The organism is Mariniflexile sp., assembly GCF_041583155.1.
In the GTDB taxonomy this organism is placed as follows: domain Bacteria; phylum Bacteroidota; class Bacteroidia; order Flavobacteriales; family Flavobacteriaceae; genus Mariniflexile.
This window is the reverse complement of record NZ_JBFHGK010000070.1, coordinates 1-13,049: the sequence shown is the minus strand read 5'-3', so window position 1 is coordinate 13,049 and position 13,049 is coordinate 1. Positions and strand designations below refer to the sequence as shown.

General features: G+C 33.0%; 12 protein-coding genes and 1 tRNA gene. 11 read left to right on the top strand and 2 right to left on the bottom strand.

The features are described from left to right. From ABYI63_RS16330 to ABYI63_RS16280, 11 genes are all read left to right on the top strand, one after another. Nucleotides 1-787, top strand: a 787-nt coding sequence (locus tag ABYI63_RS16330) for a DUF3871 family protein (protein ID WP_372757894.1), incomplete at its 5' end; no start/stop codon positions are given. 30 nt (nucleotides 788-817) lie between these two features. Continuing rightward, entirely contained in the window at nucleotides 818-1,069 is a 252-nt protein-coding gene (locus ABYI63_RS16325; RefSeq protein ID WP_372757893.1) for a hypothetical protein, read from the top strand. Nucleotides 1,070-1,358: 289 nt separating this feature from the next. Next, the gene (locus ABYI63_RS16320) at nucleotides 1,359-2,204 is read left to right on the top strand and encodes a hypothetical protein (RefSeq protein ID WP_372757892.1); all 846 of its coding nucleotides are present in this window, start codon (nucleotides 1,359-1,361) and stop codon (nucleotides 2,202-2,204) included. Nucleotides 2,205-2,440: 236 nt separating this feature from the next. Next, nucleotides 2,441-3,859 (top strand): hypothetical protein, encoded by a 1,419-nt coding sequence (locus ABYI63_RS16315; RefSeq protein ID WP_372757891.1) that lies wholly within the window; start codon nucleotides 2,441-2,443, stop codon nucleotides 3,857-3,859. Beyond that, nucleotides 3,849-4,502 (top strand): NUMOD1 domain-containing DNA-binding protein, encoded by a 654-nt coding sequence (locus ABYI63_RS16310; RefSeq protein WP_372757890.1) that lies wholly within the window; start codon nucleotides 3,849-3,851, stop codon nucleotides 4,500-4,502. Before ABYI63_RS16315 ends, ABYI63_RS16310 begins: the two co-directional genes overlap by 11 nt. Nucleotides 4,503-4,571: 69 nt before the next feature. Continuing rightward, the gene (locus tag ABYI63_RS16305; protein ID WP_372757889.1) at nucleotides 4,572-6,026 is read left to right on the top strand and encodes an N-6 DNA methylase; all 1,455 of its coding nucleotides are present in this window, start codon (nucleotides 4,572-4,574) and stop codon (nucleotides 6,024-6,026) included. Continuing rightward, nucleotides 6,023-7,231, top strand: coding sequence for a restriction endonuclease subunit S (locus tag ABYI63_RS16300; RefSeq protein WP_372757887.1), 1,209 nt, complete (start codon nucleotides 6,023-6,025; stop codon nucleotides 7,229-7,231). The genes ABYI63_RS16305 and ABYI63_RS16300 overlap by 4 nt, the downstream gene beginning before the upstream one ends. Nucleotides 7,232-7,357: 126 nt before the next feature. Continuing rightward, a complete protein-coding gene (gene rhuM, locus ABYI63_RS16295) occupies nucleotides 7,358-8,353 on the top strand; it encodes a RhuM family protein (RefSeq protein WP_372757885.1) in 996 nt (331 codons plus the stop codon). Continuing rightward, on the top strand, nucleotides 8,346-10,727 hold the full coding sequence (hsdR, locus tag ABYI63_RS16290; protein ID WP_372757884.1) for an EcoAI/FtnUII family type I restriction enzme subunit R: 2,382 nt from the start codon (nucleotides 8,346-8,348) through the stop codon (nucleotides 10,725-10,727). The genes rhuM and hsdR overlap by 8 nt, the downstream gene beginning before the upstream one ends. Before the next feature lie 15 nt (nucleotides 10,728-10,742). Next, a complete protein-coding gene (locus ABYI63_RS16285) occupies nucleotides 10,743-11,567 on the top strand; it encodes a uracil-DNA glycosylase family protein (RefSeq protein ID WP_372757883.1) in 825 nt (274 codons plus the stop codon). Nucleotides 11,568-11,728: 161 nt separating this feature from the next. After that, nucleotides 11,729-11,800 (top strand) — tRNA-Arg (locus ABYI63_RS16280). Between the two features lie 436 nt (nucleotides 11,801-12,236). Here ABYI63_RS16280 and ABYI63_RS16275 read toward each other — a convergent pair. Together ABYI63_RS16275 and ABYI63_RS16270 are read right to left on the bottom strand one after the other, a co-directional pair. Next, nucleotides 12,237-12,638, bottom strand: a complete 402-nt coding sequence (locus ABYI63_RS16275; protein WP_372757881.1) for a hypothetical protein — start codon at nucleotides 12,636-12,638, stop codon at nucleotides 12,237-12,239. A 117-nt stretch (nucleotides 12,639-12,755) separates the two neighbouring features. Then, the coding region (locus ABYI63_RS16270) for an arsenate reductase family protein (RefSeq protein ID WP_372757879.1) at nucleotides 12,756-13,049 on the bottom strand (294 nt) is incomplete at its 5' end.

The window sequence follows — 13,049 nt, the reverse complement described above, 5'->3', positions numbered from 1 at the left end:
TACTGAAGAATGCGTAAGAGCAATATTTGAAGGACAGAATATATCAAACCCAGAAATGAGAGTAAGCCATAAAGTTATGGGACGTGTGCCTTCTGCAATAGGTAAGCCTGTAAAGGAATTATTGGAGCATGAAAAGACTCAATATTTTGAGAGAATGATGTTTAAAATAGATGTATCAAGCATTTCAGAGGTAATAAATGGAAACAGGTTGAATTTATCAATTATTGCAGTGAGATCATATAATCAAGAAAACCTTTATAGCTATAAAAGCTATGAAAAGTTTAAAATAGGAATTGGTTTTTTAAATTCAGTATGCACGAATATGTGCTTAAGTTCAGATGGTTTAGTAGAAGAATTAAGAGCATCCTCCGTAGATGAACTCAAAACCAAAATAATGGATTTAATCGGAGGTTATGAAATGCAAAATCATCTAAATTCTTTAAAACTGTTATCTGAAATCAAGTTGAGTGAAAAGCAATTTGCTAAAGTATTAGGTAGATGTCGAATGTATAATTTCTTGCCTAAGCATGAAAAGAAAGGTGTGCCAGAATTATTATTAAATGATGGGCAAATAAATGCCGTAGCTAAAGGGTATTATGAAGATGAGAATTTTGCAAGAGAAGCAGATGGCAGTATAAGCTTATGGAAGGTTTTTAATTTGCTAACAGGCAGTGTGAAATCTTCATATATAGATACATTTTTAGGAAGAAGTGTTAATGCGCATGAACTTGCACTTAATATTGGTAACTCAATGCAAAATCAAACAGAAAATTGGTTCTTGAACTAATAGCTATTTCGTTAAATTTTAAACAATGGAATGGATAGACAAGACTTGGCAGAGCAGCTTAAATATAGTAGCTCAGAATGGCTCTATATAGTGACGTGGAATAACTTGCTCAAACAATTGTTTTGTCCTTTTAAAGTGGTCGTATTAAGGTCAGTTGGGTCATTATTTGAAGGGCAGATTGTTTGGGTTGAAGCAGTGAAAGTAACTATGCAGTTAAAGACTGTATTTGTAATTGATAGCAGTGCTTATTACTATTATTATTTTGATATTTTGATTGATTAAGCTGTTGTGCTGTATTTTGATACCCAACTTTTGAGACGGTCTCAGCTTTAAAAAAGACCACTGAAAACGTTATTTGTGCACTGGAAAAGTAGAAGAAAAGGTTAGGTTTCACACTTAATTTTTTCTCTACTAATCCAAAACACCTACTTTTTTAGTAGATTTTATAAATAATAAAACTTTCAGTTTAAAAATAATAATAGCTAAAACGTTACTGTTTTTTTTGTTCATATTGATATTCTTAAAATAGTAATTAGTATTTTGCTTTACTAAAAGTTAATATCTATAGTAATTGGGACTAATTGACAATATAAATAAGTTAGATAGGTTTTTTAATTCAAATGAATTAAGGATAAAGTTCAATGAACAATATTATGAGTTTAATGGGATGGAAATCCCGCCTTTAGACCAAAGGGTGAATTATGATGAGTACACAGTTTCTTTTGGTATTAATGCTGGAGGTGATAAACAGGAATCTAAAGAAATTCATAAATTAGAACATTATAAGCTTTCAAGTTTTAAGCAAGATTTAAATTGCCTTAAAGAAGTTTTTGAATATGAATATTTATCATATGAAGCATTAACGGACAAATTAGCTTTCGGAAATTCATTTAGAAATTATCTTTTGGATAAGTTGAAAAAGTTCTCCAAAAATCCAGAAACATCAATTTATGTTGATGAATTCAAGAAATTTATAGATAAACTTTCCCGAGAATATATTTCACACCAAGATAAAGCAGATAAAACAAATAGCTCTTTTAAATATAGAGACGGAGCCTCTGGTTATGATTCAATAAGAAATTTGTATAAAACCCTTTTAGCAAATAATTTAATTGGTTCCGAAACCAAGTTTGAAGATTTTGATAAGGTTTTTCAAAATAAAAAAATTGATAATAAAATAAGGTGGATAGGTGAAACATCCCAACTTAAATATTTTATTGAATTAATTAATAGACCAGACTTAAATTTTTATGATAATAAAAGTTCTAAATGGAAAATAGGCGTAAAGTGTTTTGTCCAGATAAGTAACAAAACATTAAAACCAATTTCTTCTCGAGACCTTAACATATATAAAATCACATCTAATACAAGAACTCTTTTAGACACATTGGTTGTCCGTGATATTTTCAAAAAATGATAGTTTAACCTCAAATTGTACTGATTTCATACTACATTCCCATATTTCTTTTCCTTTCTTTTTTTTAGGTATTAACTGCTGTTTAGTCAACTAAATCAACGTCGTACTAAATCCATACTACACTTTTTAAAATCTTAAAAATCAGCCCTTTTAAAGGAGTATTTTCGCATTGTTCTAATAAGTTATAGAACCCTATGTTGCAAAGCAGCAAGGTGAATTTAATTAAATTTTTAATAATGAATAAAAACAATGATGCAGATGGGCATAAAAAAAAGTTTGTTTTTTGGACTACAGATGCAAGAGGGAAATTAAAAATTAATCAGTACAGATTAATTAAATTTTTACAAAAAGGAGGGTTTTTTAAAACTACAACGAAGAATGGCAAAAGTGTTGTGCGAGTTACGAACAATATAGTTTCAGAGGCTCCAGATCATGAAATGATCGATTATGTTAAAAAGTATCTAAAATCCATCAATGAGATGGAAGTACTAGAAACATTTTCAACAGGAGTTTCAAACTATATTAATAGGACAAAACTCAATCTACTTGATACTGTTATTATACCAATTGACAAAGATCCAAAAGATGAATGTTGGTTCTATTATAAGAACACCGGAGTAAAAATTACTAAAAGTGGAATTGAATTGGTCAAGTACGAGGATTTACCACATAAAATATGGGAGTCTAGAATTTTAGACAGAGACTATATAATAGCTGAAGGTGATAAATCAGATTTTGAAAACTTTTTGTACAATTTAGCGGGGCAAAATGATGATAGGTTTAAAGCTTTAAAGTCTGTAATTGGTTATTTACTGCACCGATACAATCATAAGTCCATTACAAAAGCAATTATTTTTCTTGATGAAAACATGAGCTTTGACGGACAAGCTCATGGCGGAACAGGTAAAACACTTATCACGGAAGCCATTGGGAAAATGCGTGAGTTAGTTGGCGTGGATGGCAAGAATATTAAAGCGAAAAGCTTGTTTAAAAACCAGCGGATAGCTAACACCACAGATGTTATCAGATATGATGACGTTCAACGTGACTTTAGTTTGGAAACTTTATATTCAATGATTACTTCGGGCGTGTCTGTTGAGAAGAAATATCAAGATGAATTCTATATCAGCCCTGAAGATGCACCTAAAATTGTTATCAGCAGTAATTATCCAGTAAAAGGTACTGGTGGGTCAACTGATAAAAGAAGGCGCTGTGAGTTTGAAATAGCGAACCATTACAATGAAAATCATCAGCCTATAGATGATTTTGGACTTCACTTTTTTGATGATTGGAATCAAGAGCAATGGAATTATTTTGACACACTGATGATGAATTGCGCCAAGTTATACTTGGATAAGGGTTTAATTATACCTGAAGCAATAAACCTTGTGAAAAACAAATTGGTGTCGAATACAAGTATGGAATTTGTTGATTTCATGAAGGGTATTGAACTTGACACATGGATTGATAAAAGAGCTTTTCATGAAGATTTTATAAAAAAATATCCAGAACATAGTGGTATTACATCACATCAATTAACGAAATGGCAGAAGGAATTTGCTAGTCAAAACAACCTTGAATATCATGATAAGTCTTCAGGTGGAGATTACTCATTTATTTTAAAAACCGTTGAAAAAGATGAAGATGAAAAATAAAGGTGTTATTTATAAAGTGACCCACAAGGAAAGTGGAAAAATTTATGTTGGTGTAACTAAAAATAGTATTCATCAACGTAAACTTGACCACCAGGAACGTGCAAATAGGCATGAAAAAGGTCAATTTCAAGAAGCTATCGGGACTTATGGTCCCGAAGCTTTTATTTGGACCCAAATTGATACAGCTTATTCATCTGATGAATTAGCACAAAAAGAAAAAGAATATATTATACAATATGATAGCAAAGCAAATGGCTATAATTCAGACTCTGGTGGAGGTATTCAAAAAACTGTTTACCAATATTCTGTCGAAGATGGTAGTCTAGTAAATTCTTTTGATAGTTTACAAAGTGCAGCTAATGCAGTTAGTGCCGCTAAAACAAGCATTGGAAACGCATGTTTAGGTCAAAATAAAACCTGCAAAGGGTATATTTGGTCTTATTCTTCTACTTACCCGATGAATTTTAAAGATGGAAGGAGGAAACCCGTAATGCAAATGGATTTAGATGGGCGTACTTTACAAAAATATAAATCTGTGGCCGAAGCTTCCAAACTTACTGGAATATCAAAAACATGTATTTCAAGATGTTGCCGAGGTGAACGGGAAAGGACAGGAGGGTATATCTGGAAATACCAATTATAAAATTATAAAAAGAAAGGTAGTTTAATAGCTACCTTTTCTTATTTTTAGACAATAAAATAATTACAAAACATGTTTGAACAAACATTCAAAAATATAGATGACCTCCTTTATAAAGATTCAGGAGCCGATAGCGAGTTAGATTACATAGGGCAAACCTCTTGGGTGTTGTTCCTTAGGTATTTAGATGAGTTGGAACAAGACAAAGCAGATGAAGCAGCGTTAAAAGGACAAGAATATAACTTCATTTTAGCAGAAGAATTCCGTTGGAACACATGGGCAATGCCTAAAGGTCCCGATGGAAAATTAGACAACCACGTAGCCTTAACAGGACCCGATTTGGTGCAGTTTGTAGATGGTAAGTTGTTTCCGTACTTAGCAAGTTTTAAACAAACGGCAGATAATGCTCAAACCATAGAATATAAAATAGGTGAAATCTTTTCAGAACTTAAAAACAAAATACAAAGTGGGTATAACTTACGTGAAATTTTGGGTTATGCCGATGAATTACCATTCCGTAGCACCACCGATAAGCACGAGTTAAGTCACCTATATGAAACCAAGATTAAAAACATGGGGAATGCAGGCAGAAATGGTGGGCAATACTACACCCCAAGACCGCTTATTAGAGCCATGATTCAAGTGGTGAATCCACAAATAGGAGAAACAGTTTATGATGGTGCAGCAGGCTCCTGTGGCTTCTTATGTGAAGCCTACGAGTACATGTACGAACGCATGGATAAAACCACGAGCAACCTTAAAACACTACAAGAATCTACCTTTTATGGTAAGGAAAAAAAGAATCTTGCCTACGTTATAGGTATCATGAATATGATTCTGCATGGTATAGAAGCCCCAAATATTATCCATACCAATACATTGGGTGAAAACATACGCGACATTCAAGAAAAGAACCGTTACCATGTTATTCTAGCCAATCCACCATTTGGAGGTAAAGAACGCCCAGAAGTACAGCAAAATTTTGATATTAAAACAGGCGAAACCGCCTTTTTGTTTATGCAGCACTTTTTAAAGAGCTTAAAAACAGGAGGTCGTGCAGCCATTGTTATTAAAAACACGGTGTTAAGTAATACCGATAATGCCTCTGTAGCTCTGCGTAAACTTATTTTAGAAAGTTGCAACCTACACACCATTTTAGATATGCCTGGTGGGACATTTTTAGGGGCTGGCGTAAAAACAGTGGTCTTGTTTTTTCAAAAAGGAGAACCTACCAAAAAAATATGGTATTACCAGTTAGACCCAGGGCGTAATATGGGTAAAACCAATCCTTTAAATGATAATGATTTAGAAGCCTTTGTTAGCTTACAAAAAACCAACCCTGAAACAGAACAGTCTTGGAATATAAACATGGCAGATATAGACGAAACCACCTTTGATTTAAGCGTTAAAAACCCAAACACACCAGAAGAAGCACCATTGCGTACCCCTGAAGTTATTTTAGCGGAAATGGAGCGTTTGGATTTGGAAACCAATACCATTCTGAAATCTATTAAAGAGTTGATATGAGAGAGGGGTGGAAATCTAAAAAATTAAAAGAGGTATGTGATAAAATTACTGATGGAACTCATCAAACTCCTAAGTATTTTGACGAAGGCGTTATTTTTCTTTCTTCAAAAAACGTTACAAGTGGAAAAATTGACTGGGACAACATAAAATATATTGATGAAGCTCAACATTTTGAAATGCACAAACGTGTTGCTCCAAGAGTTGGTGATATTTTATTGGCTAAAAATGGAACTACAGGAGTTGCAGCGATGGTTGATAGAGATGTAGTATTTGATATCTATGTTAGTTTAGCTCATATTAGAGTTCTTGATGAAATAACTCCTGAATACATGTTGTATTTTATTAATTCACCACTTGCCAAGGAACAGTTCAATTCTAGGTTAAAAGGAGTTGGTGTGCCAAACTTGCATTTACAAGAAATCAGAGAGGTTAAAATCACTTATCCAAAATCACTCCAAGAACAACAACAAATCGTTGCCATTTTAGATAAGGCATTTAAAGCCATAGACCAAGCCAAAGCCAATATTGAGAAAAATATTGACAATGCCAAGGAGTTGTTTCAATCTAAGCTTGATTCTGTTTTTTTGAAAAAAGGAGATGATTGGGAAGAGAAAAAGTTAGGTGAAATAGCATCTGTTGAATATGGTTATACTGACAAATCTACAACCGAAGGAGACTATAGGTATGTTAGAATTACAGATATTGACAATAATGGAAAGCTTATTTCTGAAGATAAAAAGTATATAAAATATTCAAAAGAAGCAGAAAAATTTATTTTAAAAGATAAAGATTTGCTTATGGCAAGAACTGGAGCAACTTTTGCAAAAGTTCTTCTACACAATAATGTAGAACCTTCAGTTTTTGCTTCATATCTTATAAGAATAAATTTTCAAGAAAAAATTGAAAACGAATTATACTGGTACTTTTCAAAATCTGGTTATTACTGGCAACAAGCAAATGACTTATCTTCTGGAGCAGCACAACCGCATTTCAATGGCGCAGCTCTTAAACAGGTTGTTTTTTCATATCCAAAATCCATTGACAAACAGCAAAAATTATTAAATATTTTTAAAGGATTTTTAACTGAAACACAAGAGATCGTTCAAGTATATGATAAAAAACTCTTGAATTTGGATGAACTCAAAAAATCCATATTACAAAAAGCCTTTGCAGGCGAGTTAACAAATAAAGAGGTGCTGGTATGAATGCACAAAACCAAATAGTAATTTATCAAAATAAAGTGGCAACTCGTGCAAAAATGGCACAAGTTCAACACAAAGAGTTAGAAAGAAAAGCAACTACCTAGCCTACGCTGTAGTTAAAAAATTTATATGAGTAACGTTGTTATATACCAATCGGGCAGCAATCAAATTGAAGTATCCGTTCAGCTTGATAAAGACACGGTATGGCTTAATCAAGAACAATTAACAACATTGTTTGAAAGAGACCGTACGGTTATTGGGCGTCATATAAAAAATATTTTTAAAGAAGGAGAATTAAAAGAAGAAGAGGTGTGTGCAGATTTTGCACATACCACTAAACACGGTGCTGTTAAAGGGAAAACTCAAACACAAAACGTAAAATATTATAACCTAGATGTTATTATATCTGTAGGATATAGGGTAAAGTCGGTTAGAGGTACACAATTTAGAATATGGGCAAATACTATTTTAAAAGATTATTTAGTAAAAGGGTATGCCGTTAACGAAAAACTTCTAAAGGAAAAAACCCAACAGCTTCAAGAACTTAAAAAAGTTATTGAGTTGCAAGAACATGTTATTTCAGAGTATCATTTAGAAAATGATGAAGCACAAGGTTTAATAAAAGTAATTGCAGGGTATGCCAAAGCTTTAGACTTATTAGATGATTACGACCACCAAAGGTTGCAGTTACCAGAAAAGGAAAGTGCTGAGATTGTTAAAATTGAATATGCCGAAGCTAAAAAAGCCATTGAAGAACTAGGGAAGCAAACAAAATTTGAAGGGTTATTTGGTAAAGAAAAAGACGATTCATTTAAAGGCTCGCTTGAAAATATATACCAAACCTTTGATGGGATAGACCTCTATAAAACTACCGAAGAGAAAGCAGCGCACTTGCTGTATTTTGTGATAAAAAATCACTCGTTTACAGACGGTAATAAACGTATTGCAGCCTTTTTATTTGTGTGGTTTTTAGAGCGAAATAAGTTGCTTTATAAACCTAACGGAAACAAAGTAGTCACTGATAATACTTTAGTTGCCCTTACATTAATGATTGCCCAAAGTAATCCTAATGATATGGATATGATGATAAAAGTGGTTGTAAATTTATTGATAGCCCATGAATGAAGCACAAACCAAACACGATTTAATAACACCAGCCCTACATGCGGCAGGTTGGGGTGTTGTAGAAGGCAGTCGTTTACGTTTAGAGCATCCTATTACAAAAGGGCGCTTAATTGGTCAAGGCAAGCGTAAACAAGCATTATTTGCAGATTATATTTTAGAGTATAAAAACAAACGTATTGGTGTTGTAGAAGCCAAAAAGCGAGATTTGTATTATACAGATGGTTTGGGGCAAGCAAAAGATTATGCCGAGCGTTTAAATATTAGGTTTACATACGCTACAAACGGGTTAAAAATTTATGGGGTAGATATGCAGGAGGGTACAGAAGGCGATGTGTCTAAATACCCAACGCCTCAAGAACTTTGGGAAATGACCTATCCCACCCCAAAAGAAGATTATAAAGTTGAGATTGCTAACTGGAAGGAACGTTTTTTTGCTGTTCCTTTTGAGGATAGAAGTGGTACATGGCAACCACGTTACTACCAAGAAAACGCCATTAACAAGGTGTTGGATGCTATTGCAGAAAAGAAAGATAGAATCTTATTAACCTTAGCTACAGGTACAGGAAAAACAGCTATTGCGTTTCAAATAGCCTGGAAACTGTTTCATTCCAAATGGAATTTAAAGCGTGATGCAACTAGAAGCCCAAGAATCCTCTTTTTAGCAGATAGAAATATATTAGCAGACCAAGCTTTCAATTCTTTTAATGCCTTTGAAGAAGATGCGTTGGTACGCATAGCACCTTCAGAAATTAAAAAGAAAAAGCGGGTGCCTACCAATGGGAATATCTTTTTTACCATATTTCAAACCTTTATGTCTGGTCCAGATGATTCGCCATATTTTGGGGAGTATCCTAAAGACTTTTTTGATTTTATTATTATAGATGAATGTCATAGAGGCGGAGCAAAAGATGAAAGCACATGGCGTGCTATTTTAGAGTATTTTAAACCGGCAGTACAATTGGGTTTAACTGCTACACCAAAACGGGATATTAACGGCGATACCTATGCATACTTTGGTGACCCTGTATATATTTATTCCTTAAAAGCGGGTATTAATGATGGGTTTTTAACGCCTTTTAAAGTCAAGGAAATTAGCACCACTTTAGATACTTACCAATACACTTCAGATGATGAAGTTGAATCTGGAGATATTGAGGAAGGTCGTGAATACACCGAAGCAGACTTTAACCGTATTATAGAAATTAAGGCAAGAGAAGAATACCGTGTAAAACTGTTTATGGATAGTATCAATCAGAACCAAAAAACCTTGGTGTTCTGTGCTACTCAAATCCATGCAGCAGCCGTAAGAGATTTAATAAATCAGTATGCTACAAGCAAAAACCCAAATTATTGCCATAGAGTTACAGCAGACGATGGTAAAATAGGTGAGCAACATTTAAGGGATTTCCAAGATAATGAAAAGAGTATTCCAACCATTTTAACCACCTCTCAAAAATTAAGTACAGGGGTAGATGCTCCAGAAATAAGGAATATTGTATTAATGCGTCCTGTAAATTCCATGATTGAATTTAAGCAAATTGTAGGTCGTGGCACACGTTTGTTTGATAATAAAGATTATTTTACCATATACGATTTTGTCAAGGCACATGAGCATTTTAAAGACCCAGAGTGGGATGGTGAACCTATAGACCCCGTAACACCAACAGGAGGTGGAAATTCTGGAATATGCAGTACGTGTGGGCAAAAACCATGTCAGTGCTCAAAAGAACCAGAACCTACTTGTTATGTTTGTGATAATGACCCTTGTGTTTGTGAAAGGGAAGGAACAGGTATTGTAAAAATTAAACTTTCCAAATATAAATCGTTACAGATAGATTCCATGATAAAAACATCATTTTGGAGTCCAGAAGGTACACCTATTTCCGCGGAACAATTCATTAAAGCACTGTTTGGTGACATGCCTTCTTTGTTTAAAGATGAAGAAGAATTGCGTAAAATTTGGAGCTTACCAAGTACACGTAAAAAACTACTAGAAGCACTATCTGAAAAAGGATACTCTACTACGCAATTAGATGAATTACGTAAGCTAGTACATGGGGAAGATAGCGACTTATATGATGTGTTATCTCATGTAGCTTATAGTGTAAGTATGATACCCAGAACAACCCGAGCAGACCGTGCTAAAATCTATTTTAATGACTATAACCCTGCACAACAGGAGTTCTTAAATTTTGTGTTAGACCAATATGTAAAAGTGGGTGTTGAGGAATTAGATGATGAAAAGTTGGGTGATTTATTAATTCTGAAATACAAGGCTCTTGCAGATGCAAAAACACAATTAGGAGATATTCCTTCTATAAGAAATACCTTTATAGGGTTTCAAGAGCATTTATATCAACGAGGAGCTGTTTAACCAACAAATAATTTTATGACCAAATTAGACTTACAAGGTTTTATTATTAATAAAATTAAAGCAGATGTAATTGATTTAACGGATGAAAATTTTGAAGGGCTGTATAGTAAGTGGTTTAATAATGAGCCTTCTGATAAATATATTTTCAATAGTAATTTAGTTAATAAAGACAATCAAAGCATTCCAGATGAAGCCTATTTATTAGGTGTTGACTTACCTTATTGGTTTGGTGATTTAAATGCAACTAATAAAAAAATCATGGTTGTAGGTATTGATCCTTTGAGAGCCGAATCCGATTTTAAACAATCAGATAGAAAAAATGACGTGATAATAAGTACACCTTATGCATTACATTTTAAGGACAATCATAAAGAAAAAAATGCATATTGGGCATTCGTAAATCAGTTACAGTCTGAGCATTTTGTTTATTTAACTGATATATACAAAACTTTTTTTTATGTAAACAAAGGAGCTTCCAAGGTTAGAAGCTATGTGTACAATTCGGGTAATAGAGAGCTTAAAGAATGTTTAAGACAAACCATTTATAGTGAAATAGAATTTTTAAAGCCTGATATAATTATTACATTTGGAGGAATTGCATATTCACAATTAACAGGAGAGCGTTCCCCTAAATTATCGCAAAACTTAGAAAAAACAAAAACACATTTGAAAGTAGTTGATGGCTATTCTGTTCCGGTATTGCCATTTTTACATCTGTCAGGAAGTACAAGAGGTAAAAATTTAGATGTATTTTTAAAGGCTAATAATGTTGCTATTGTAGAAAAATCTAGAGCAACTTATGGAAGAGCTTATGCAGAAATAATATCACAACATTTGTAATAAATCAGCATTGAACGGCATACAAAAAGGTCACTATAAAAGTTGGCAAGTTGTCAAACAGTTGAATAACAACAATATACTCTCCTTGGTTCGAGCCCAAGAGGGGGAGCAAGTTAACAAGAAAAAGACTTACATTTACATGTAGGTCTTTTTTAGTTTTAGGCTCCATAGTTCAAGGGATAGAACAAAAGTTTCCTAAACTTTAGATTCAGGTTCGAATCCTGATGGAGTCACTAACTTTTGTACTTCCTAATATAAATAGCTAATTAAATTTTTTATCTAAATCATTAAAATGACGAGAAGTTTACCCTGAGCGGAGTCGAAGGGAGTCTTGGTGGAGTCACTGTTTATTTAGGTTTTGAAAGATTTATAACTTCAGTTTTCAAACCTTATTAGAGATAATATTTTCTTAGAAATACGTGTTGTTATAATCGTGTTGTACTTTTTCTTTTAAATACCAACTTGCCTAGTTTTTGTTATAAAAAAGGTTGCATATAAGGTTGCAGTTTTTATACTATAAATTAATCTACCAAAAAAATAAAAAAAATGAATTCAAAAAAACTGATTATTTAACTTGTTATTTTAGTCTATAGAGAAATGATAAAGCACTTACAGTAATGTAAGTGCTTTATCTGTTTTTACAGGATTCAATCCTTAACTAATAAAGAATTATTTTTTATTTCCGTTTCCTTTTGAAGAAGTTTCTTTATTGTTCTTTTTTTTGGATTTATATTTTTTTATATGACTTGAATTGTATTTTTGAGGGGTATCGGTACTCAAATCTAATTCTACTTTTAGGGTGTTTTTCAAATTTATGCTGCCAAAGAGTGATGGTAGATTAACATTTACTTGCCAACCGTTTTTACCGAGATATATGTATACTCCTTTTTGTAAATCATAATAGAAATTATAATCTGGGAAATAAACATGTCTAACTTTTGCGCGGTAACCATGCGCAGGAGCCCATGGTGGAGGCCCGTTTCTTTTTTCTTGGCATACAGCACTCGAAGGCATTGCAAACATTAGGGTTAAAAACATTGCAAATCCGAATAATTTTAATTTTGTTTTCATTGTTGTTTATATTGATTTGGGTTTAACTTAACGTGTTTTTATAAATTTTATTATATTTTAAAATAGTCAAGTATATTTTCAATTTTGTTATTATTGAGATAACATTTACACTCTAATTTATTTTTGTGAGATTGCAACTTTCAAAGCTTCAACGGTATTTTTTGAATTCCCAATAAAAATTTGTCCGTCAACAATAATTACAGGTCTGCTTAAAAAGGTATAATGTTCCAAGATATAGTGTTTATAGTCGCGTTCTTCAAGTTTTTGGTTTTTTAAATCCATTTCCTTGTAAAGTTTAGAACGTTTGCTAAAAAGCGCTTCATAGCTCCCTGCAAGTGCTTTCATTTCTTCCAACTGTTTTACTGTTATGGCTTCGGTTTTAATATCCTGTAAAATATAATCTGATGGCAG